Source organism: Chryseobacterium indologenes, from assembly GCF_002025665.1.
Lineage (GTDB): Bacteria > Bacteroidota > Bacteroidia > Flavobacteriales > Weeksellaceae > Chryseobacterium > Chryseobacterium metallicongregator.
In genome coordinates this window covers 2,323,155-2,345,596 of the sequence record NZ_CP018786.1, presented here as the reverse complement: position 1 = coordinate 2,345,596, position 22,442 = coordinate 2,323,155, and the positions used below count along the sequence as shown (strand labels likewise).

Annotated in this window: 21 protein-coding genes; 8 read left to right on the top strand and 13 right to left on the bottom strand. The window is 35.1% G+C overall.

Annotated elements, in window-relative coordinates:
* Positions 1 to 130 precede the first annotated feature (130 nt).
* On the top strand, positions 131 to 1,201 hold the full coding sequence (locus tag BUE84_RS10600) for a resolvase (RefSeq protein ID WP_079243912.1): 1,071 nt from the start codon (positions 131 to 133) through the stop codon (positions 1,199 to 1,201).
* A gap of 124 nt (positions 1,202 to 1,325) precedes the next feature.
* Positions 1,326 to 1,892 carry a hypothetical protein gene (locus BUE84_RS10595; RefSeq protein ID WP_079241601.1) on the top strand — a complete coding sequence of 189 codons (567 nt, stop codon included), beginning with the start codon at positions 1,326 to 1,328 and terminating at the stop codon, positions 1,890 to 1,892.
* 77 nt (positions 1,893 to 1,969) lie between these two features.
* On the opposite strand, the gene BUE84_RS10590 is transcribed toward BUE84_RS10595, so the two are convergent.
* From BUE84_RS10590 to BUE84_RS10580, 3 genes are all read right to left on the bottom strand, one after another.
* Positions 1,970 to 2,599 (bottom strand): response regulator, encoded by a 630-nt coding sequence (locus BUE84_RS10590; protein ID WP_079241600.1) that lies wholly within the window; start codon positions 2,597 to 2,599, stop codon positions 1,970 to 1,972.
* Between the two features lie 2 nt (positions 2,600 to 2,601).
* Positions 2,602 to 4,809, bottom strand: coding sequence for an ATP-binding protein (locus BUE84_RS10585; protein WP_079243911.1), 2,208 nt, complete (start codon positions 4,807 to 4,809; stop codon positions 2,602 to 2,604).
* A gap of 436 nt (positions 4,810 to 5,245) precedes the next feature.
* Positions 5,246 to 5,464, bottom strand: a complete 219-nt coding sequence (locus BUE84_RS10580) for a hypothetical protein (protein WP_079241599.1) — start codon at positions 5,462 to 5,464, stop codon at positions 5,246 to 5,248.
* A gap of 364 nt (positions 5,465 to 5,828) precedes the next feature.
* On the opposite strand from BUE84_RS10580, the gene BUE84_RS10575 reads away from it, so the two are divergent.
* The 6 genes from BUE84_RS10575 to BUE84_RS10550 all read left to right on the top strand — a co-directional run bounded on the left by BUE84_RS10575 (position 5,829) and on the right by BUE84_RS10550 (position 11,711).
* Positions 5,829 to 6,650 carry an alpha/beta fold hydrolase gene (locus tag BUE84_RS10575; protein ID WP_079241598.1) on the top strand — a complete coding sequence of 274 codons (822 nt, stop codon included), beginning with the start codon at positions 5,829 to 5,831 and terminating at the stop codon, positions 6,648 to 6,650.
* A gap of 236 nt (positions 6,651 to 6,886) precedes the next feature.
* Complete coding sequence (gene rpmI / locus BUE84_RS10570) at positions 6,887 to 7,084, top strand: 50S ribosomal protein L35 (protein ID WP_034694453.1); 198 nt, start codon at positions 6,887 to 6,889, stop codon at positions 7,082 to 7,084.
* A 117-nt stretch (positions 7,085 to 7,201) separates the two neighbouring features.
* Entirely contained in the window at positions 7,202 to 7,546 is a 345-nt protein-coding gene (rplT, locus tag BUE84_RS10565) for a 50S ribosomal protein L20 (protein ID WP_002979659.1), read from the top strand.
* Positions 7,547 to 7,913: 367 nt separating this feature from the next.
* A complete protein-coding gene (locus BUE84_RS10560; protein ID WP_079241597.1) occupies positions 7,914 to 9,092 on the top strand; it encodes a M28 family peptidase in 1,179 nt (392 codons plus the stop codon).
* A 62-nt stretch (positions 9,093 to 9,154) separates the two neighbouring features.
* Complete coding sequence (locus BUE84_RS10555) at positions 9,155 to 10,330, top strand: M28 family peptidase (protein ID WP_079241596.1); 1,176 nt, start codon at positions 9,155 to 9,157, stop codon at positions 10,328 to 10,330.
* 211 nt (positions 10,331 to 10,541) lie between these two features.
* The gene (locus BUE84_RS10550) at positions 10,542 to 11,711 is read left to right on the top strand and encodes a M20/M25/M40 family metallo-hydrolase (RefSeq protein ID WP_079241595.1); all 1,170 of its coding nucleotides are present in this window, start codon (positions 10,542 to 10,544) and stop codon (positions 11,709 to 11,711) included.
* A gap of 84 nt (positions 11,712 to 11,795) precedes the next feature.
* On the opposite strand, the gene BUE84_RS10545 is transcribed toward BUE84_RS10550, so the two are convergent.
* The 10 genes from BUE84_RS10545 to hisG form a co-directional block, all read right to left on the bottom strand.
* Positions 11,796 to 12,221 (bottom strand): hypothetical protein, encoded by a 426-nt coding sequence (locus BUE84_RS10545; protein ID WP_079241594.1) that lies wholly within the window; start codon positions 12,219 to 12,221, stop codon positions 11,796 to 11,798.
* A 287-nt stretch (positions 12,222 to 12,508) separates the two neighbouring features.
* Positions 12,509 to 14,632 (bottom strand): TonB-dependent receptor, encoded by a 2,124-nt coding sequence (locus tag BUE84_RS10535; protein ID WP_079241592.1) that lies wholly within the window; start codon positions 14,630 to 14,632, stop codon positions 12,509 to 12,511.
* Between the two features lie 217 nt (positions 14,633 to 14,849).
* Positions 14,850 to 15,437, bottom strand: a complete 588-nt coding sequence (gene hisIE / locus BUE84_RS10530; protein ID WP_079241591.1) for a bifunctional phosphoribosyl-AMP cyclohydrolase/phosphoribosyl-ATP diphosphatase HisIE — start codon at positions 15,435 to 15,437, stop codon at positions 14,850 to 14,852.
* Entirely contained in the window at positions 15,434 to 16,186 is a 753-nt protein-coding gene (gene hisF / locus BUE84_RS10525; RefSeq protein WP_079241590.1) for an imidazole glycerol phosphate synthase subunit HisF, read from the bottom strand. Before hisF ends, hisIE begins: the two co-directional genes overlap by 4 nt.
* Entirely contained in the window at positions 16,179 to 16,901 is a 723-nt protein-coding gene (hisA, locus tag BUE84_RS10520) for a 1-(5-phosphoribosyl)-5-[(5-phosphoribosylamino)methylideneamino]imidazole-4-carboxamide isomerase (RefSeq protein ID WP_079241589.1), read from the bottom strand. The genes hisF and hisA overlap by 8 nt, the downstream gene beginning before the upstream one ends.
* A gap of 2 nt (positions 16,902 to 16,903) precedes the next feature.
* Positions 16,904 to 17,482: an imidazole glycerol phosphate synthase subunit HisH gene (gene hisH, locus BUE84_RS10515; protein ID WP_079241588.1), complete on the bottom strand. Its 579-nt coding sequence runs from the start codon at positions 17,480 to 17,482 to the stop codon at positions 16,904 to 16,906.
* Positions 17,483 to 17,484: 2 nt separating this feature from the next.
* The gene (hisB, locus tag BUE84_RS10510) at positions 17,485 to 18,579 is read right to left on the bottom strand and encodes a bifunctional histidinol-phosphatase/imidazoleglycerol-phosphate dehydratase HisB (protein ID WP_079241587.1); all 1,095 of its coding nucleotides are present in this window, start codon (positions 18,577 to 18,579) and stop codon (positions 17,485 to 17,487) included.
* Between the two features lie 124 nt (positions 18,580 to 18,703).
* Entirely contained in the window at positions 18,704 to 19,729 is a 1,026-nt protein-coding gene (gene hisC, locus BUE84_RS10505) for a histidinol-phosphate transaminase (protein WP_079241586.1), read from the bottom strand.
* Between the two features lie 236 nt (positions 19,730 to 19,965).
* A complete protein-coding gene (gene hisD / locus BUE84_RS10500; RefSeq protein ID WP_079243910.1) occupies positions 19,966 to 21,240 on the bottom strand; it encodes a histidinol dehydrogenase in 1,275 nt (424 codons plus the stop codon).
* Positions 21,241 to 21,541: 301 nt separating this feature from the next.
* The gene (hisG, locus tag BUE84_RS10495; protein ID WP_079241585.1) at positions 21,542 to 22,399 is read right to left on the bottom strand and encodes an ATP phosphoribosyltransferase; all 858 of its coding nucleotides are present in this window, start codon (positions 22,397 to 22,399) and stop codon (positions 21,542 to 21,544) included.
* Between the last annotated feature and the right edge of the window lie 43 nt (positions 22,400 to 22,442).

Sequence of the window (22,442 nt, the reverse complement as noted above, 5' to 3'; positions counted from 1 at the left end):
TTTATCGTTTTGTAAAATTCTCCAAAATCCATCGTTCAATATATCCCTGTTTTCAGCCATTTATTCCCTATATCAGAAGGTTTTGTTGGCTACAGACCTGAATACAGATACATTTGCGGAAAAATATAAAATGAAAATCTTTCCAATCTTTATATCATCCGTGATAGTTCTTGCAGGATGTAATCAACAGAATAAAACATCGGACACAGATAAAACAACAACTGAAATTAAGCAAAAAAAAATAACACTGGCTGATTTCAAAAAAATAAAAGGAGTTGATAATGTTCTGGATGTACCCTTTCAATTATTCACCAAGCTGGATTCTATACAGTTTTTTGTCACTCCAAGTAAAGAGGCAGCCCATTTGAAAATGGCCTATAATAAACTCGATAATTACTATGGATTTGAAGAGTTTGAGGACTTCTATTCAATTCACTACAGTATTAATAACAATATTTCGAATAGCATTGAAGCTTTTGTCCTGAAATCAGAATTTACACCAGCATTTGAACTTACTTTAAATGGTGTGGATCTTTATGAGATCAGAAGCAGCACATATAAGGAATCTGGTGATTTTAAGAACAAATCTTTTAAGAAATTCGGTACCATTGCTGAGATTTCAGAACAGGAATTTAAAGCCAGCTCAAAAAACAGAATCGATGAAACCTTGGTAAAGAATCCGAATATAACGCTGCAGAATGACAACTGGGTATACAAAGAAAATGGCAGAGAAGAAGTGATTACCCAACATGAAAATATATCCACGGAAACCGGACCTCTGGCTAATGAATATGTAGGAAGATCACCTTATTTAAACATGGAGGTTTTCAAAGAAAACTCTAATAAAGTTGTAGATTCTTACTATTCTTTTTTCAATATAAAAAATGCAGTATTGTTTGAACTCAGCACAAATGGTTATCCGCAAATTCTTCCTTCCAAGAGCTGGGTTACCTGCATTTCATCTAACAATGATGTGGGAAGCGATTTTATCATCACTCAATACTTACCACAAACCAAGAAACATGATAATCTTTTATACGTGAATTTCACCAACTTCAAAATAGCAGACGAAAAAAAGGCATTCTGGACAGCTGATGATACCTTTTATGCGGAAGTCTATCCCCTTAATTCTGCTTCGGTCAATGGTAAAAAGCAAAAAACGGCTTATATAAAAATACAGTTGAAGGCTGATCTGTTTTAGAAAATTTTTTTTGAAGAGCAAGAATGTAACTGAAGTTTGGAATAAGATCAAAAACCCCTGAAATCAGCCAGTGCGTATGGGTATAAAGTCTAATATCTTTGCTGCAATTATTTAAAGAGATACAATGAAAAAATTAAGTTTGACCCTCCTTTTTAGTTTATTAAGTTTTATGACTTTCGCACAATCGTTAAAAGTTGTGATTAAACAGGATGGAAAAGTAATTCAGCCTGTCAATGATGTTTATGAACTGAAAAAATCCCCTTTTCTATTTGAGATTACCTCTAACAATCTGGAAGGCTTTTTAGTGGGAGCCACCACAAATAAAGATATTTATGCCGGAGCACTGGGACTTTTGAACACTGAGGTTCCGTGGTTTCAGAATACAGGCATGGCGGAGGAATTGTATAACAAGGACAAAGAAATGTTTTTAATGGATTCTGCACCTTCTTACTGGTATTATACAGATGCAAAAGACCATAGATTTGATAAAAACCCTAAAGGCAACGCAAAACAATGGACAGCTACCCGTACTATTACAAGGTTTTATGATATTATGATGGATCAGCCTATCAATCTGAAGGATTTTGACGGCAGGGTTTTCCTATTAATGTATCAGCCCGAATATAATGATGAGTATGATTTAATAGGAAAGAAAAACCTGTTCCAGGCTGCACTCAAATTCAAAGATTAATAATTACACCTAATTTTAAATTTATATAAAAAAGGTCTGCTTTGCGATGTAAGCAGACCTTTTTGCTGGTTGAATATTTATTCGATAATTAAGCCGTATTCTATGGCTAATTTTATGGCTGAACTCAGATTAGAAGTCTGAAATTTTTCAATAAGATTCTTTCTGTGGCTTTCTACGGTATGTGGACTGATGAAAAGCTTTTCTGCCATTTGATTGGTTGTCAACCCCTTTGAGGCTTCAGCCAGAATTTCTTTTTCTCTTCGCGTTAATTTCGGAACATGGTTTAATCCATCCGTTGATTTTTTCTCCAAAACAGACTTCGTTTGAGAGCATAAAAACCTGTTCCCGGCATATACAGCAGTAATTCCTTCCAGGATTTCGGAAACTGAGGCATTCTTTTGAATATATCCCAAAGCCCCTTCAGCCAGGGTACTGTTAATTACGGGCAGTTCATTGTGAACACTCAGTATAATAATCTGGAGGCTGCCGTATTTTTTCTTTAAGGGTTTAATCAGTTCAATGCTGTTGGTATCTACCAGATTGATGTCCAGCAATAAAATGTCGACATCTTGTTTTGCAAGACCGGTATTCATCTCAGAAACGTTTCTGAAGCAATCTACTACATCTATCGTATCACTATTTCCTAAAATATTCTTCAACCCTTCTAATAGAAGTGGATGATCATCTGTTATGGCTACTTTTATCATGTTTAATAAATAGGGATTTGAAGTTCTATACTGGTGCCAATATTCAATTCAGAAGTGATATTCATGGTTCCTTTTAGAAATTGGACTCTTAGTTCTATATTATGAAAACCCGCTGTTTTTCTGGCATTTAATCCTGCGGGATCAAAACCTTTACCATTGTCTTCTACGGTAAGGTTTAATAGATTTTCTTCTTCGCTTATCTGAATAATAATTTCAGATGTATTGGCATGTTTTATCGCATTGTTGACCAATTCCTGAATGATCCTGTAAATAATCAATTGCTTTTCCTTCGAAATGGAATTACTGTAATTGATAAACTCAGTGTGAATGTCTAATGCATTATTGGATATACGGGAGGCAAATTCCTTAATCGCAACTTCCAGACCATATTTTGTTAATAAATCCGGCATTAAATTATGCGCTACCCTTCTTAGTTCTTCCACAGCGCCATCAATCTGCTCAATTGATTTTGAAATTCCCTCCTCTATATTTTCGGACTGATAAGGATTTAAATAAGACAATTGATGTTTCGTTCCTGAAAGCAGGCCTCCTAATCCGTCATGAAGATCACGGGCAAGACGACCACGCTCCTGTTCCTGCCCTTCAAGCAATGCGGTAAGCGTAGATATTTTTGAGTTTTGTTTCTCTTGTTCCATAGCCAAAGCATGCAGTTCATCTCTTCTCTTAATAGACTTTGCCCGTTGTTGATAAGCATACAGCAATAAGAGGATTAAAATAATAAAGAAGATGATAAAGAAGATATAATAAGTATTGATCTTCTCTTTGAATGCCAGTAACTTTTTAAAGGTATTAATATCGTTGTTCTTCTGTTGGGTTTCCAGTTTTGCCAACCGAAGCTGCTGTTCTTTTTTCTCGGATTCAAGTTCTGAAAACTTCAGTCGTTCACGTTGGTTTTCTTCTACCAGTTTTAAGTTGTTATATACCTGCTCGCGCTGTGCCCGAAGGATGTTGATCAACTTAATTTCCTGTGCTTTTTTGTCGCTTTCCAGCTGTAACTTGATATATTTCTGTTCCTGGCGTTCTTTATCAAACTGGGATTCTAATCTTTTGGTAATATCCAGTTTTTCCTGGTCATAAACACTTTTGTATTTATCTACATAACTTTTATAATAAGTGATTGCTTCCTGGTAATTCCCCTGTTCTTCGCTAATTCTGGATAACGATTCAAGAATAGATAATTCAATATTATGATCTCGCACCGGACTTTTCCCAATTTCCATAGAGGCTTTTAGAAAATAAGACTTCGCTAAATCATAATTTTTATCCTGTAAGGCTAATTCTGCCAGAATTCCAAATGATGAAGCAATATGAATAGGATCGCCTATTTCCAGACTCACATTGTTGGCTAAGCTGGCATACTGTATTGCTTTATCTCTATCAAATTCAGTATACAAATTGGCTAAATTAATCGCTGCATAGGAAAGACTGCTCCTGTTAAGCATCCTGTCTTTATTTTTATTAAAAGTTGTTATAGCCTGCAGATAATATTGCTCTGTTTTATCTCTCAGCTCCGTATTGGATGGGGTTTGCGTATATTTTTGTTCATACACATACCCCATTCTCATATAGGCATCGAAGATCAGATTTGGGTCATTTTGTTTGGATGCCAGCAACAAAAACTGCTTACTATACTTCTCTTCCAGCTGGTATTCATTGAGGTTAGAATAAATCGTGGACAGTTCTTTGGCTGTATTTCCAAATCTCCCATACAATGTAGAGGTTGTTGGCGAATTTTCATAATATTCAATCGCTTTTAAATACGCAGTAACGGCATCAGTTGTTTTATTATTGCGGATCAGAATCCAGCCTTTTGCGTAATTAAAATAGCCTTTAGCCTCATTATTATTCGTTTTTAAACTATATGCCTTTGCCATGTCAAGACTTTTTGAAGACTCAGCTGTTTTATTATCCAGCCGATAATTCATGGCTTGCACCGCGTATAATATGGTGGCATATTTTCCATCTGTTTGCTTTGCAGCAAGAGAAATGTTGGTGGCTAAAATCTGGTAAGACTTAGGTTTGAGGTTATGAAAAAATAAGGCGGTCGCATATTTGGGAGCCAGATTAAGCTGTTCAGTCATATTGTTTGAGGCATGGCTGTATTCCCTTTCTAATCTGCTTAAAACATCCTGTGCCTGAGTAAAAAACGGACAAACCAACAAAGTAAATATAAATAATAACCTGTACATCAAACCCTTATCTTTATTAAGTTGCATTATAGTAAAGAACATAAATATAAGTAAATACCTGCTAATCGATTTAGCTTGTATTCTTACCCCGAAAAATACTTTATATCTGTGTTGATGTTAGATTCATATTTTTGTTGCTAAATAGCTTTCGCATTATACTTTTACAGCTTCTCCTTCACTCAATTCTAGTTTGTTATTGTTTTTACCCATGTTTTTTAATGTTGTGTTATTTCGAAATAAGAATTGATCATTGAATCGGGTGTGAAAAAGGAAGCTATAAAAGTTATAAATGAAAGATTTTAACCGTTTTATCTTTGGTAATTTTTGAGTCAAAGATAAAAATAGAAGCAGTACAAAAACATCCCTGATAACAGGGGTTTTTACACCTTTGCATCTTCTGAGAAAACCTTTTAAAATATCTAACCTGCAAAAGACACTACAGCAACATCGTATAGAAATAAAATGCAACTAAAGCGACTCCAACAGCTCCGGAAATGAGAAATAAGAGCAAATAATACCCTCCACTTTTATTTTTCTTCTGTACAGAATTCATTATAAAAATAATAAGGGTGCACAAAAATCCAGCTCCGAAAAATAGAATCAGCACAGCAAAGAATATGGCTCTTTCAATCTGTAAATCTGCGGATGAAAGCATAATGATATAGGTTTATAATTTAAATATGAATTCAGAAGACCATCAAGTATATCTGAATTTGATTCTCAATAGTAGAAATAATCAAAAAATAAGACAATCCCGATTATCAGCTATATTTGATAGCCGCCAGACTTTTTCTGAGATCATTTAAAACTAATTTTGAGTTTTTTTCACCTGCAGACATTTATAATATAAAAAATTCCAACCCATTCTAGTTTTAAAGAATATTATCTATATATTATTATTGTTTATAAATTTTTAATGAATTATTACCTTAGATCAATATATTATAAAGGTTTTCTATCTACATTTGTGATTATAAAAAAGTCAAATACACTATTTATTAATTATTAAAAAAGAAACAATGAGCACACTTACATTAAAAGACGGAACAGAAATTTATTACAAAGATTGGGGAAAAGGACAACCGGTTTTCTTTCACCACGGATGGCCATTATCCAGTGATGACTGGGATGCACAAATGTTCTTCTTTTTAGAACAGGGCTACAGAGTAATTGCTCATGACAGAAGAGGACACGGAAGATCTGAACAGACTCCTTACGGACATGATATGGATACTTATGCTTCCGATGTAGCAGAAATTGTTGCAGCTTTAGATTTAAAAGATGTGATCCATGTAGGTCATTCCACAGGCGGTGGTGAAGTAATCCGATATGTAGCAAAACACGGTAACGGAAGAGTGGCAAAAGCCGTTCTGGTAAGTGCAGTGACACCTATTATGGTTCAGAATGAGAATAACCCTAATGGGGTTCCTATTTCTGTTTTTGATGATATCCGAAACAATACAGCGAAACACAGGCAACAGTTTTTCATTGATATTACCTTTCCTTTTTACGGATACAACAGAGAAGGAGCAAATGTTTCTGAAGGAATCCAGAGAAACTGGTGGAGACAGGGAATGAGCGGTTCTATCAAAGCACATTATGACTGTGTAAAAGCGTTCTCTGAAACAGATTTCACTGAAGATCTTAGAAGTGTAGAGGTACCGGTACTTGTAATGCATGGCGAAGATGATCAGATTGTTCCTTTTGAAACAACTGGTAAAGTAGCTGCTACCTTGCTTAAAAATGGTAAACTAATCTCTTATCCTGGTTTTCCTCATGGAATGCCGACAACGGAGGCTGAAACAATCAACAAAGACCTTTTGGAGTTTTTCAAATCTTAGGTTTCTATAGAGACTGGATTAAGTTTACAGTAAAGAGCTTATCTATAAAAAGGCAGACTTGTTTTTAATACAGGTCTGTCTTTCCAATTTGAGGATCATTTTCTTCCTGTTCATCCCTATTAAAAAATACTTTCATGTCTCATTTTTTTTTCGTAATTTTGCAAACTATTATTCCTAATGTCTTTAGGAGTAGCCAAAACAGATATTGATAACAAAAACAATAAAAAAGCAAAACAATGCCAAAATTAAAAACGAAATCAGGTGCTAAGAAACGTTTTGCTCTTACTGGAACAGGTAAGATCAAAAGAAAAAACGCTTACAAAAGCCACATCTTAACTAAGAAAGAAACTAAGCAGAAGAGAAATCTTACGTCTACTTCTTACGTAGCTAAAGTGGATGAGAAAAGCGTTCAACGTCAATTAGCAATTAAGTAGTTTTTATAAATCTATATTCGGTTTATAAGAATTCAAACAAATTCACAATTTTAACCCTGAAACGGTGCCAATAAGAGCAATAACATTGCCGCCCTTTTCAAAAAAACAATTTAAATTATGCCAAGATCAGTAAATGCCGTAGCTTCAAGAGCTCGCAGAAAGAAAATTTTTAAGCACGCTAAAGGTTATTTCGGAAGAAGAAAGAACGTTTGGACTGTAGCTAAAAACGCGGTAGAAAAAGCAATGCAATATGCTTACCGTGGTAGAAAAGAGAAAAAGAGAAATTTCAGAGCACTTTGGATCACTCGTATCAACGCGGGAACTAGAGAGCACGGAATGTCTTACTCTCAATTTATGGGAGCTCTTAAAAAGAACAACATCGAACTTAACAGAAAAGTTTTAGCAGATTTAGCAATGAATCACCCTGAAGCTTTCAAAGCTGTTGTAGATCAAGTAAAATAATGTAGAATAGATTTTGTTATCAATATAAGGTCCCGGGATTTCCCGGGATTTTTTTGTTATATACTTTTATTACTGTTAAAAATCCAGCTGATACTCTTATCAATCCTATTATAATTTCCATATCAACAGTAAACCTTATTAGATAGAATTAATAAAACATGAATTTATCATTGAATACACTTAATAATAAAGAAAAATTTACCTAAATTTTATTCATTTAATGAATTTTAAACTAGCGTAACGATAAATTTAATAAAAAGACATATTATTAATAATAAATTAAGCAAACAAGCACTATTCTATTTAAAAACCAACAATAAATAATGATTTATTGCTATATTAGCAATCTCTAAAGAAAGTATCAAAAATGAAAAAAGTTGCAGCTTTTTTGCTCACTTCCATTGCACTGCAAAATATGAGTGCACAAAGTTTTATTCAAGCTTATAAGGACAGAGCAGACATGGTTACCCAAACCAATATTAGTACAAACCTTCAGGAATTTGCAGGGTTTGGAGTAAAAAAAACAGGTACAACAGCTAATAATAATGCTCTGGACTGGCTTAAAAACAAATATCTGTCTTACGGATATACAGCAACTAATATGTCTGAAGATTCTTTTACCTACGGAAGCAACACTTCAAAAAATCTAATTATTACCAAAACAGGAACAGTATACCCTAACAAATACATCATTATTTGCGGACATTATGACACAATTGTAGGTCCTGGAGTAAGTGACAACGGAAGTGGAACTTCCATTATTCTGGAAGCAGCGAGAATATTGAAAAATGTTCCTACAGAATACTCTATCAAGTTTATTCATTTTTCCGGGGAAGAACAAGGGCTTGTGGGAAGTAACCATTATGTAAACAATGTAGCTTATCAGAATGGTAATAAGGTTCTGGATATAAAATTGGTTTTAAATATTGATCAGGTAGGAGGTCTTATAGGAAATAATAATACTACCATCAACTGTGAAAGAGATGAAGGCGGAGTATCTTCCAATAATGCAATATCCAATACTCTAACTCAGGAATTGATGACCTGTACTACCCTATATTCCCCTCTTCAGACGAATCTATCTCATGCTTACAGCTCAGATTACATGCCTTTTGAAGCGAAAGGATACACTATTACCGGATTCTATGAAACCATCCAAAGTAATAATGAGCATACTGTAAGTGACACTTTTGCCAATCTGGATCCTGTGTATGTTTTTAATGTAGGAAAAGCAGCTGTGGGAGCTTTACAGCACTTTGCCGTTGCCTCTACTTCCAACAATCTTTTAAGCACTAAAGATACAGCACAACACTCAACAGAAGCCATAAGGGTTTATCCTAATCCTGCTAAAGATCTTGTGACTGTTGAATTTCAGGAAAAGGTAAAACAATTCAAAGTTGAAGTCAATGACATGTCTGGAAATACTGTATTAATTCTTGAAAACCAGGAAAAAATAAATACTTCAGGATTAACAAATGGAGTCTATACTTTTACCATTAAAACCGATAAAGGAAATACTACAAAAAAAATAATCATTAATAAATAATGTCAGGTGGAATATTCTGAAGCTGTTTTACATTCAGGAATATTCAGCATTACTCTCATAAAATGAAAAAAATCGCTACTTTTTTATTGGCTTCTATCGCTATTCAAAATACTGGAGCCCAGAGTTTTATTCAGGCTTATCAGAACAGGGCAGATATGGTAAATCAAACCAATATTACAACTTACCTTCAGGAATTTGCTAATCTAGGGGTAAAAACTACAGGGTCAACCGCTAATGCCAACGCCCTGACATGGCTCAAAAACAAGTACCTTTCTTACGGATATACAGCCAGCCAGATAGCAGAAGACCCTTTCACTGCAGGAAGTTATAATTCTAAAAACCTGGTCATTACCAAAACGGGCACACTGTATCCTAATAAATATGTAATCATCTGTGGACATTTCGACAGTATTACCGGTTTAGGAATCAATGATAATGGAAGCGGAACTTCTATTATTCTTGAAGCAGCAAGAATTCTGAAAGATGTTCCAACTGAATACTCTATAAAATTCATCCATTTTTCCGGAGAAGAACAAGGACTTCTGGGAAGTAAACATTATGTAAACAATGTAGCATACCAGAGTGGTGTTCGTGTTCTGGATATTAAACTTGTTTTCAATCTGGATCAGGTTGGCGGTGTAATGGGAAATAACAACAATACTGTTTATTGCGATGAAGATCAGGGTGGACTTTCTTCCAATAATGCCGCTTCGGCTGCTGTGACCCAGGAACTGAGAAACTGTACAGCGCTCTACTCTCCTCTTCTGACTGCTGTAGATCCTGCTGCTGATACGGATTACATTCCTTTTGAACAAAAAGGCGAAGTGATCACAGGTTTCTTTGAAAGAATAAGAAGCACCTATCCGCATACAGTGAATGATACTTTTGCCAATACAGATCCTGTCTATATTTACAAGATAGGAAAAGCATCCGTGGGAGCATTACAGCATTTCGCTGTTGCTACCGGCACATTGGGAACGCATGAAATTGCTGTAAAAAATACTTTGGAAACAGTAAAAATCTATCCAAATCCCGCTAAAGACATCATCAATATCGAACTTCCGGATTCCGGAATTAAAAACTTTACTTTCGAAGTCACTGATTTCCAGGGACGATCTATTTTCAAAAGAAACAATGAAACAAGAATTAATGTTTCATCACTGGAAAACGGAGCTTATATCGGAATTTTAAAAACCGGAGACCAAAAGGTTGTAAGAAAAGTGATGATCGAAAAATAATTTGTATTACTATACAACCATATGAATAAAAAACCTTTGAAGCAATTCAAAGGTTTTTTATTTTTTCACACCAGATTCGCATTACGGCATTTATAACACATACACGAAGATTAATGTGATATTCATAATAAATATTCTTTTATTTTAAAATATTAAACACTTTGTTGTGATTTATTTACTACATTCGTGTTACCAAAATAATATTATTTATATGAAAAAATTCACAACACTTTTATGCTCTGCATTGATGATACAGAGTATTGCGGCTCAAACTTTTATTCAGGCTTACAAAGACAGAGCAGATTTGGTTACCCAAACCAATATCACCACCAATCTTCAGGAGTTTAGTAATTTAGGCGTAAAAACTACTGGCTCGGTAGCTAATACCAACACGTTGAACTGGATCAAAAATAAGTATCTTTCTTACGGCTATACTGCCAGCCAGATCGAAGAAAGTCCTTTTACCTTTGGAAGCACCAGTTCAAAAAATTTAATTATTACCAAAACCGGAACACTTTACCCCAACAAATATGTCATTATCTGTGGGCATTTCGACACCATTTATGGCCCGGGAGTAAATGATAACGGCAGCGGAACATCTATCATTCTTGAAGCAGCAAGGATTCTGAAAAATGTTCCTACAGAATATTCTATAAAGTTTATCCATTTTTCAGGTGAAGAACAGGGGTTAAAAGGAAGCAGCCATTATGTGAATAATGTGGTATATCAGGGAGGTGTCCGCAAATTGGATATCAAACTGGTCTTCAATCTGGATCAGGTAGGCGGAGTGAAAGGAAACAACAATACAACGGTATATTGTGATGAAGATCAGGGAGGTGTTTCCAGTAATAATGCCGCTTCTGCAGCTGTCACTCAACAGCTAAGAAATTGTACAGCACTCTACTCTCCTCTTCTGACTGCTGTAGATCCGGCAGCTGATACAGATTATATTCCTTTTGAGCAGAAAGGTGAAGTGATTACCGGTTTTTTTGAAAGGATAAGAAGTACTTACCCTCACAGCTCTAAGGATACTTTCACTAATATGGATCCTGTTTATGTATACAAGATCGGGAAAGCTACTGTGGGAGCATTACAGCACTTTGCAACAGCTTCTACTACAATGAGCAAGGCAGCCTCTAAAAATTCACTGGAAGCTGTAAAAATCTATCCTAACCCAGCCAATAATGTTCTGAATATTGAATTACCTGATTCTAAAGAAATGAATTTCAGTTTTGAAATCAGCAATTCTATGGGAAGATCACTTTTGAAAGTGAATAATGAAAGAAAGATTAATGTATCTGCTCTTCAAAATGGAGTATATATTGGAGTTTTGAAAGTGGGTGAAGAGACTGTTGTTAAGAATATTATGATTGAAAGATAAAAATTCAATCCATTGACAAAAAACAAAACAGTAGGATTATTCCTGCTGTTTTGTTTTAAATGAGCCTGCCTGTTTAAAATTTTTTCACTTTAAACAATTATTTTTGAATGCCAACTCTTTGATTTTAGAAACTATATCTTCTTCATTAATAAATCCATCTTTGATATCTGTCAATAATTCCTCCAGAGTTACTTTATAAAGATCCGCCTCATTACATGATAAAAAACGGATCATTTCTTTTAAAGCATTATTAAAATCTTTCATTTCACAATAGGACAGATATTTTAACTGAGATGCTAATTCATTATGCTTGTCTCTTTGTAATACATAACCAGCAATATCTATAGTCCATTGATATTCTCCTAGTTTATACCAACAGTTTGACATGAATAATAGTCTGTAGTTTTCAGATTTGGGAGATAATCCATTTAAATTTTGCAATATTGTAATGGCGGGTATATATTGTTCATCATCCATCAGGTTCTTTGCTTCATGTAATTGATTAATCATTTTGATTACAATATTTGATTCCTTTTATTATTGAAAAATTCATTAAGACTCCAACCATAAAGATTAAAAAGATATTCTTTAAATCAACCACGCTAATACCTTTAACAGATTTATCCTGAAATAAAAAAATGAATACCGGGATAAGGCAAATTGCTGACCAGATTACTAAAGCATATTTCATTTCCTAAAATAAACATTTTTCCAAGAATATTATGAATGAATGCCACTTAATGAACGAGCCCTTTTCGTCAATAGAAAAGGGCTCGTTTTTATAAAAAGGATTCAAATTAATAATTAAAATTAAGAGAAACCGTGTAATATCTTCCGTTTCCGCGTACATATTCTGCATCACGAGCTGTATACATCGAAGTTGGCGTGAAATAAGAAGTGTTGAATACATTCTCTATTCCAAGTCCTATTGTCATAAGTTGATTAAGTTTATAGCTTCCCTGAACATTGAACAGGTTAAAGCTTTTCACAGGACCTTCTCCTTCATCATACTTTCCTGATGCGGCAGGTTCAAACTTATCTCTCTTAAACGAATACATGTGATAAACACCCAGTTGTAATTTCTGAGCCTTATCATTCCATTTAACAAAAGAATTCAATCTTGCGGGTGCAATTCTTAAACCGCTTAAATATTTTTCGTAGCTGTTGTCATTTTTCACATCCACTTTTCCTTCCTGATAAGTATAATTGGTTCCAATGGTTAATCCCTGTGTCGGATAGATATTCACCGCTAATTCTACTCCGTTAATATACTGAGGAGCACGAAGCGGAGTCCAGAAACCATTTACAGAAACAAGATCAGCTCCCAACTTGGAGTAATTATAAAAATAACTGGCTGAAAAATCTACATGCTGACCGATCTTACTGTTGAAACCAATTTCATAGTTGTCAATAACCACAGGATCTGTATTGATTTCACTCAGAACATTGCTTTTTGCATCTCTCAGTACACGCCCCAGATCATAAATATTAAATCCTCTGGAATAAGAAGTGAATGGCTGGAAGAAATCAAATGCCACATAACTCACTCCTACATTGTAAGACAGGTTTGAATAGTTTAATCTTCCTCCTTCTACATTGAAGGGAACATCTTTGTTTGAAGGTAAAGTAGTATAATCAGGAACTTTTACGGACATTTTATCCCATCGAACTCCTGCTTTTACCGTCAGATCATCAGTAAGAAAAAGTTTTCCCTGTACGAAAGGCGCTGCAGCCAGCATATTCATTTCCGGAACCCACATTCTTCCATCTACCAACGGCTGACTTGTTTTTTCATTTAAAAGATCCAGACCATAAGTTAATGAACCTTTTAATCCTTTCTCTTTTCCAAATTCTGTATTAAAATCAGCTCTGAAACCATATTTTTTTTCTAAAATGGCCGATTGTCCTCCTGTTTTCCATCTCGGAGCATTTCTGTAATCATAAATGGTATAAAAATCCTGGAAATATAAAGTAGTGTTAAGGGTCGTGTTACGGAAAATATTCTTATTGATATACTTAAGATATCCATTGTGGTTATATCTTGTGCCTTCTTTCACTCCTTCTCTGTCTCCTAATTTCCCGGTAGAAGGTTTCTCTCCATATTTCCCGAGATCTAAAATATATTTGGAATCCTGCAGACTCGAATAGTAGTTATACATCACTTCCAGTCTATTGTTATCATTCAAATCATATCCTATTTTTGCAAAAATATTGTTGACAGCAGTTTCTCCTAATCCGTATCTAGGATTCTGAACCAATCCTTCGCCATCTATTTTTACACCGCTTTGAGTAAGAGTTCCATTCACCAGATAATCGAATTTTCCTACTTTTCCGAAGAAACTTTGTGAAACTCTGTATCCTGCGCCACCCTCTGATTTGAACATTTTGTTATTAAACAGATCATGACTGGTAAATCCTAATACCGTTCTACCTGAAAAAATTTTACCAGAAGTGCTTTTTTGAGTAATATAATTAATGATTCCTCCTTCTGCACCATTCCCATAAATGGAAGTCGCTCCTTTTACCACTTCAATTCGTTCTAAGACCGAAGGATCAATACTTCTGATTTCTCTGTCGTTGTTACGTAACGGACTGGATTGTGGAATTCCGTCGATCATAATCAAAACATTTCTTCCTCTTAATGTTTGTCCTCTGTTACTTACCAGATTATTCCCAAATGCTAATCCTGGTACTTTATAGGCCAGAATATTACTGAGATCAGCAGAAATCAATGACTGCTCTGTAATTTCTTTTTTATTGATAATGTTGACGGTAGAAGCTGTTTTCTTTACAATTTCCGGAGATCTTGATGCGGTAACAATCACTTCATCAAGCCTGTTATGTTCTAATGAATCTTTTTTCTGGGCAGCGACTTGAGCAAATGCCACGAGGCTTCCGATTAAGAAAATAGATTTATTCATACTTAAGTGTTATTTAGAATAATTAAAAACAAAAGTACAATTTTTAACAATCTTTGAATTTTAAGTCTTTTAATAATCCTTCTCTTGAAATAGTTTAAAATTTATACACAAAACACATTTAAATAAAATAATTAATCCATATAATCATTATAGTTTATTTTATTAATACCAACTGATAATGGTCATATATAAAAAACCTTTGAATTAATTCAAAGGTTTATTGATCTCTACTTTTAAGAATTTCTTCAATCTCTTCCAGTGAAAATCCTTTTGCTTTCAATAAGATTAAGAAGTGATACAGCAGATCTGCAGCTTCATTTTTAAAAAGATCTTCATTGTCATCTTTTGCTTCTATGACAAGCTCTACCGCTTCCTCACCTACTTTTTGAGCCATTTTATTGATTCCTCTCTGATAAAGTGAATAGGTATAAGAGTCTTCAGTTTTGGTATCTATTCGTTGTGATATTTTATCTTCCAGTTCATACAGAAATCCTTTGGCATTCTTTTCTCCAAAACAACTGAAACTTCCTGTATGGCAAACTACATTTTTCGGAACGGCTTTAATTAAAATGGTGTCCTGATCGCAGTCGATCTCAATACTTTTTACCGTTAAAAAATTACCCGATTCCTCACCTTTTGTCCAGAGTCTGTTTTTGGAACGGCTGAAAAAAGTAACAATTCCATCTTTCTTTGTTTTTTCAAAAGCCTCTTCATTCATGTAGCCCAGCATCAAAACCTGTAGTGTTCTGCTATCCTGGATGACTACCGGAACAAGCCCGTTATCTTTATTAAAATCTATTTTCATCGTACTTCTATTTTTTGAGTTTTTAACTGTTGTTTTAAATCCTGAATCCCTATTTCATTAAAATGGAAAATACTGGCTGCCAATCCTCCTGTAGCTTTTGTTTCATTGAATACTTTAACAAAGTCATCTACTTTACCAGCACCTCCTGAAGCAATCACAGGAATGCTTATATTGTCTGAAACCAATTTTGTAATGCGAAGATCAAAGCCATTTTTTGTGCCATCACCATCCATAGAAGTCAGCAAAATTTCTCCTGCGCCCAGAGACTCTGCTTCTTTTGCCCATTCTATGGTAAGAAGTTCGGTCGCTTCTCTTCCACCTTTGATATGAACCAGGTCTTTATCAGCCACCAGCCTTGTATCAATAGCCACCACAACGCATTGGCTACCGAATTCTTTAGCTAACTCAGAAATAAGTGCCGGATTTTTTACCGCTGAGGAATTAATACTGATTTTATCCGCTCCTGCTTCCAAAAGCTTTCTGACATCTTCCACTGAAGAAATTCCACCTCCTACTGTAAAGGGAATGCTGAGTTCTTTTGCAATATCTTTTACCAGCTCTACAAACGTTTTTCTATTCTCAATAGTGGCAGTAATATCCAGAAAAACAAGTTCATCAGCACCTTCCCGTTCATACTTTTTGGCAAGCTCTACGGGATCTCCTGCATTTTTAAGGTCTTCAAAATTGATTCCTTTCACCGTAGCTCCATCTTTAATATCCAGACATGGAATAATTCTTTTCTTAAGCATTTTCAATAAAATTTTGAAGTTGTTGTAAGCTTATTTTTCCTTCGTAAATTGCTTTCCCGATAATTGTCCCCGCACAACCGATATCTTTCATTTTATACACATCAGCAATTTCTGAAATCCCTCCACTCGCTACCAGCTGAACTGAGGTTTTATATAAAATCTCAATATAAAGGCCTGTTGACGGCCCTTCCAACATCCCATCTTTTGCAATATCGGTACATATTGTGGATTGTATTCCTTTTTCCTGATACTGAAGGATGAAATCAATGATGTCATTATCACTTTCTTCGAGCCATCCGGAGGTTTTGATTTTTCTGTTGTCACAATCAGCTCCAAGGATAATTTTCTCAGTGCCATATTTTTGAATCATTTCATAGCAGAATTCAGGATTTTGCACCGCAATACTTCCTAAAGTAATCTGTTTTGCCCCAGAATTAAAAGCTGCTTCAATATCTTCCTGAGTTTTTAATCCTCCTCCAAAATCAATATGCAGCGAAGTAGACTGAGCAATATTTTCAAGAACCTTCTGATTGACAATATGCTTTGATTTTGCTCCATCAAGATCCACCAGGTGCAGAAACTGAATGCCGAAACTTTCAAATTCTTTCGCCACTTCTACAGGGTCTTCATTGTATATTTTCTTTGTATTGTAATCTCCTTTTGATAAACGGACACATTTGCCGTCGATAATATCAATAGCCGGAATTATTTTCATCATTATAAATTTATAAAGTTTTTAACGATCTGATTTCCCACAATTCCTGATTTTTCAGGGTGAAACTGCACTGCATAGAAATTATCTTTCTGCAATGAAGCACTGAAAGGCAGAATATAATCACAGACAGAAGTGGTAAAGTCTGAAAGCTCACAATAATAGCTGTGTACAAAATACACATCACTGCTGTTTTCAATTCCTGAAAACAAAGGAGAAGTCTGTCCCGAAACAGTATTCCAACCCATATGCGGAACAATATCCTTTGCTGGAAATTTTCTGACATTAATATCAAAAATCCCCATTCCTTCGGTATCTCCTTCTTCATTTCCCTTACACATCAGCTGCATTCCCAGACATATTCCTAAAACTGGCTGTGTAAGGCTTGGAATCAAAAGATCAAGTTCTTTTTCTTTCAGCAGTTTCATGGTGGATGAAGCCTCTCCTACACCAGGAAAGATCACTTTATCAGCTTTTAAAATCTGCTCGGGATCATCAGTGATCACAGAATCTATTTTCAGTCTGTTGAGGGCATTCTGGACAGAGTTTACATTTCCTCCGTTGTATTTTATTATGGCAATCATTTTTATAAACTTCCTTTTGTAGAAGGTAAACTGTAATTACTATCCGATTGATTTACCGCCATTTTAACGGCTTTTGCAAATGCTTTAAAGATGGATTCTATTTTGTGGTGTTCATTATCTCCTTCTGCTTTGATATTCAGATTGGATTTTGAAGCATCAGTAAAGGATTTAAAGAAGTGAAAAAACATTTCTGTAGGCATATCTCCTATTTTTTCTCTTCTAAACGGCGCATCCCAAACCAACCATGGTCTGCCACCGAAATCTATAGCCACCTGAGAAAGGCAGTCATCCATCGGAAGTAAGAAACCATATCTTTCGATTCCTTTTTTCTTTCCTAAGGCTTTTAAAATGGCCTCTCCCAGTACAATCCCTGTATCTTCAATAGTATGGTGCTCATCTACAGCAAGATCTCCGTTTACTTTGATGGTCAAATCCATATTTCCGTGTCTCGCAATCTGGTCCAGCATGTGATCAAAAAAATGAAGTCCGGTTGAAATATCTGATTTACCATTTCCATCAAGATTGACTTCAATTTCGATATCTGTTTCATTGGTCTTGCGGGAGACTTTAGCCTTTCTCATTCCTGATTTTAAGAACTGATAAATCTCTGACCAGCTTGTAGCAGATAGCTCAGCTTCAGTATTTAAGTTTTGATTAAGATAAACAGCCTTAGAATTAAGATTTTTAGCGAGTTGAACATCCGTATTTCGATCACCAATTACATAGGAATTTTCAAGATCATAATTGCCATAGATGTATTTTGTCAGCATTCCGATTCCTGGTTTTCTGGTAGGAAGATTTTCGGATTCAAAGCTTTTATCAATTAAAATATCACTAAAAATAATCCCTTCATTTTCAAATGCCTGCAACATTTTCGCATGGGGTTTTATGAAATCTTCTTCAGGAAAACTTTCCGTTCCCAACCCGTCTTGATTGGTTACCATCACCAGCTCGTAATCCAGCTCACTGACAATTTTTGCCAGGTTTTGAAAAACTCCCGGATAAAACTCAAGCTTTTCCAGAGAATCTACCTGAAAATCTGTAGGCGGTTCAATGATCAATGTGCCGTCACGGTCTATAAAAAGTACTTTTTTCATATGTTTTTTATAAAATTGTTTTTAACCATTAAGCTCTTTTAAGGGATTAAGAATTATTAAGGGCATAGCTAAAGCTATTAATTGAGCTATATTCTTCTTATTCATCTTTCTTAATGGTTTATATTTATATTTCTTTTAAAAGATTAATTAGTTTTTCATTTTCTGCACGGTTCCCCACATTAATCCTGATACATCCAGGAATAGCCGGGTCTCTTCTGCTGGTTAAAATTTCTTCACCCAACATTTTTGCATAGACATTGTCAACATTTTCCATTCTGATCAAAAAGAAATTAGCATCTGTTGAAAATACTTTCTTAATGCATGTAATTCCTTCAAACTGCAGTTTTAACCATGTTCTCTCTTCCAGAATATGAGTTACATTCTCCTGAAGCTTATTTTCTTCCTCCAATGTCTTTAAAATCAATTCCTGGCTCAAAACATTCACATTATAAGGTGCTTTTACGGTATTAATCAAGGTGATAATCTCTTCGGATGCATAAGCCATACCTACTCTTGCTCCGGCAAATCCCCATGCTTTAGAAAAAGTTTGCAGTACAATCAAGTTAGAATATTGACCCAACAGTTCCAGACTTGATTTTTTTCCGGAAAATTCAATATAAGCTTCATCTACTACTACAATTCCATTGAAATTTTGAAGATAAAATTCAATATCATCTACACTGTTTCCGGTAGGATTATTAGGTGAACATAAAAAGAAAATCTTCAGTGAAGGATCTTCTGCCGCTTTTAAGAAATTGTCTTTTACGATTTCAAAGTTTTCATCCAGGTTCAGCTTTGACACTTTATTTTCATTGATTGCTGCATAGAAACCATACATTGCAAATGACGGATTCATCATCAGAATGGCATCTTTTTTAGGCTCGCAGAAAATTTTAACGATAAGGTCTATCAGCTCATCACTTCCGTTTCCTATGGCAATCTGTGAGGGTGACACCTTTTTAAGCCCTGCAAGCTTGCTTTTAAGCCTTTTCTGAGTAGAATCCGGATAGCGGTTACATTCTCCAAAAGGACTTTCATTCGCATCCAGCATTACCGGAGCGTTGAATTCATTGTGATCCCTGAAGCTGATGTAGGGCTGTAATTGTAATATATTTTCTCTTACTAAAGTTTTGATACTGTTATTTTTCATTGTTAAATTATTTCTTAATGGCTTACATTCTTTTTTTGGATAAACGCAAGGGCGCAAAGTTTTTTAATTCTGTAACACTTTTTTAAAGCGCAAGAAAATCTTAGATTTTCAGCAAGGGTATGGGCTTTGTTTTGCGTTTTTATATAAATTAATCAATTTTATCGGAGATAAAATCTTTGTGTCCTAAAAAATATATTTTACAATATTATTTTGCGTCTTTGCGTTTTCCAACATTCTTACTTTAATCTTATTGACACTGCATTTTTGTGAGCAAACAAACCTTCTGCTTCCGCCATGAGCTCTATTGTTTTTCCTAAATTCTGAAGACCTTCCTTTGAAAGGTGCTGGAATGTTATTTTCTTTACGAAACTGTCCAGTGATACTCCACTGTAATTCTTCGCATAAGCATTGGTAGGAAGGGTGTGATTGGTTCCGCTGGCGTAATCTCCTGCACTTTCACATGAATAGTTTCCAAGGAAAACTGAGCCTGCATTCTGAACCTCCGGAATATATTTTTCAAAATCATCGATGGCCAGAATAAGGTGCTCCGGAGCATAAAGATTACTGAACTCAAGAGCCTCTTCCAAAGAATTGACTAAAATAAAAGAACTGTTTTCTAATGCCTGACCCGCCAATTCATTTCTTGGTAAATCCTTGACTTGCTGCCCAACAGCCTCTATCGTCTCTTCAAATACTTTAAGGTCTGTCGTAATAAAAACAACCTGACTGTCACTCCCGTGTTCTGCCTGAGAAAGAAGATCTGCAGCGCAAAAATCAGGAACGGCTTGTTCATCTGCTATGACAAGAACTTCACTCGGTCCGGCAGGCATATCAATAGCAACTCCGAAACGTTGTGCATATTCTTTTCCTGCAACCACAAACTGATTTCCGGGGCCAAAAATTTTATTAACTGCAGGAATGCTTTCTGTTCCAAAAGTGAAAGCTGCGATAGCCTGTGCTCCACCTGTTTTAAAGATTTCCGAAACTCCGCAAAGCTTTGCCGCATAAAGAATTGCAGGATTGATATTTCCATTCTTATCGGGTGGCGTACAAAGAACTATTTCTTTACAACCGGCCAGATTTGCAGGAACAGCAAGCATCAGCACTGTGGAAAATAATGGAGCAGTTCCTCCCGGAATATAAATCCCAACTCTTTCTACAGCACGGTTTTCGCGCCAGCAAACTACTCCTTTTGTCGTCTCAATTTTTTGAATCGCTTGCTTTTGAGAGGTGTGAAATATTGAAATATTTTCTTTCGCCTGTTGAATAGCATGCTTCAATTCGTCATCAATCTGCTTTTCAACATCTTGAAGTTCTGCATCAGATACTTTAATGCTTACGGTTTCTGCCTTATCAAATTTTTTATTGAATTCTATTAAAGCTTTATCTCCTTTTTTTTCAACTTCCTCGAATATTTCTTTTATCAAACCTGAAATCTCTTTCTGCTCAAGAACAGGGCGTTTTACTAAATCTGTCCAGGTTTCTTTTATGGGATATCTGTATATTTTCATTGTATTATTTTGAAAGTTTTTTTGAAACATCAAGATTCTTATAAGTTGTTGATTTTCATAAATATATTAGCTGAATCTATTTTTTTTGATAAACGCAAAGACGCAAAGTTTTTTTATCTTTTACTTTTTTAAGGCGCAAGAAAATCTTAGATTTTCAGCAAGTGTTTGAATTATATTTTTTTTACTTAAAGCAGCATTCAATTTTATCGGAGATAAAACCTTTGCGCCTTAAAACAATATTAATTTCACTTTCATTGCGCCTTTGTGTTAACCAATATTAATCATCTTAGTAGTCAATATTTTAAATAACCATTTTATCAATCGGAATGATTAAAATATCCTGGGCTCCATTGTCTTTCAGCTCATCAATCACTTCCCAGAAACGTTCTTCATCAATAACAGAATGAATACTGCTCCAGCCTTCTTCTGCAAGAGGAATGACTGTCGGGCTCTTCAATACAGGTAAAACTTCAGATACCTTTTGAATTTTTTCGTTGGGAACATTCATCAGAATGTATTTTGAGTTTTTTGCTTTTAAAACCGCTTTGATTCTGAATACAAATTTTTCAAGAATAGCTTCTTTTACAGTCGATAATTGAGGTGTTTGAGCTAAAACAGCTTCCGATTTTAATAAAGTAACGGTTTCTCTTAATCCGTTTTTGAATAAAGTACTTCCGGAGCTGACAATATCACAGATTCCATCTGCCAGACCAATATTAGGAGCGATTTCTACTGAACCCGAAATCACGTGAATGTCTGATACTATTCCTTCTTTTTCTAAAAAGTTTTTAAGGGTATTAGGATAAGAAGTGGCAATTTTTTTGCCCTGAAAATAAGAAAGCTCATCGGTTTCTACTTCTTTGGGAACAGCCAGTGAAACACGACATTTTGAAAAACCAAGTGTCTGGATTGTTTTGATATTTTTACCTTTTTCAATCAAAAGGTTTTCACCAACAATGGCCACATCCACCACTCCGTCTTCCAGATATTGCGGGATGTCTGAGTTCCGAAGGTACATGATTTCCATCGGAAAGTTATCTACTGAAACTTTGAGTTGGTCTTTACCGTTGTTGACAAAGATTCCGCAGTCTTTGAGAAGCTGAAGAGATTCTTCATAAAGCCGGCCGCTTTTTTGGATTGCAATTTTTAATTTACTCATTTTGCCTTTTTTGGGTCCGAGCAAATAAAAACTGATCTATTGA

Coding starts and splice junctions, on each gene's coding strand:
- BUE84_RS10545 (WP_079241594.1), bottom strand. CDS start 12,221: ATGATTAATCAATTACATGAAGCAAAGAACCTGATGGATGATGAACAA.
- BUE84_RS10590 (WP_079241600.1), bottom strand. CDS start 2,599: ATGATAAAAGTAGCCATAACAGATGATCATCCACTTCTATTAGAAGGG.
- BUE84_RS10550 (WP_079241595.1), top strand. CDS start 10,542: ATGAAAAAATTCACAACACTTTTATGCTCTGCATTGATGATACAGAGT.
- BUE84_RS10595 (WP_079241601.1), top strand. CDS start 1,326: ATGAAAAAATTAAGTTTGACCCTCCTTTTTAGTTTATTAAGTTTTATG.
- hisC (WP_079241586.1), bottom strand. CDS start 19,729: ATGAAAAATAACAGTATCAAAACTTTAGTAAGAGAAAATATATTACAA.
- BUE84_RS10585 (WP_079243911.1), bottom strand. CDS start 4,809: ATGTACAGGTTATTATTTATATTTACTTTGTTGGTTTGTCCGTTTTTT.
- hisH (WP_079241588.1), bottom strand. CDS start 17,482: ATGATTGCCATAATAAAATACAACGGAGGAAATGTAAACTCTGTCCAG.
- rpmI (WP_034694453.1), top strand. CDS start 6,887: ATGCCAAAATTAAAAACGAAATCAGGTGCTAAGAAACGTTTTGCTCTT.
- BUE84_RS10560 (WP_079241597.1), top strand. CDS start 7,914: ATGAAAAAAGTTGCAGCTTTTTTGCTCACTTCCATTGCACTGCAAAAT.
- BUE84_RS10535 (WP_079241592.1), bottom strand. CDS start 14,632: ATGAATAAATCTATTTTCTTAATCGGAAGCCTCGTGGCATTTGCTCAA.
- hisA (WP_079241589.1), bottom strand. CDS start 16,901: ATGAAAATAATTCCGGCTATTGATATTATCGACGGCAAATGTGTCCGT.
- BUE84_RS10580 (WP_079241599.1), bottom strand. CDS start 5,464: ATGCTTTCATCCGCAGATTTACAGATTGAAAGAGCCATATTCTTTGCT.
- hisD (WP_079243910.1), bottom strand. CDS start 21,240: ATGAAAATATACAGATATCCCATAAAAGAAACCTGGACAGATTTAGTA.
- BUE84_RS10600 (WP_079243912.1), top strand. CDS start 131: ATGAAAATCTTTCCAATCTTTATATCATCCGTGATAGTTCTTGCAGGA.
- hisIE (WP_079241591.1), bottom strand. CDS start 15,437: ATGAAAATAGATTTTAATAAAGATAACGGGCTTGTTCCGGTAGTCATC.
- hisB (WP_079241587.1), bottom strand. CDS start 18,579: ATGAAAAAAGTACTTTTTATAGACCGTGACGGCACATTGATCATTGAA.
- BUE84_RS10575 (WP_079241598.1), top strand. CDS start 5,829: ATGAGCACACTTACATTAAAAGACGGAACAGAAATTTATTACAAAGAT.
- BUE84_RS10555 (WP_079241596.1), top strand. CDS start 9,155: ATGAAAAAAATCGCTACTTTTTTATTGGCTTCTATCGCTATTCAAAAT.
- rplT (WP_002979659.1), top strand. CDS start 7,202: ATGCCAAGATCAGTAAATGCCGTAGCTTCAAGAGCTCGCAGAAAGAAA.
- hisF (WP_079241590.1), bottom strand. CDS start 16,186: ATGCTTAAGAAAAGAATTATTCCATGTCTGGATATTAAAGATGGAGCT.
- hisG (WP_079241585.1), bottom strand. CDS start 22,399: ATGAGTAAATTAAAAATTGCAATCCAAAAAAGCGGCCGGCTTTATGAA.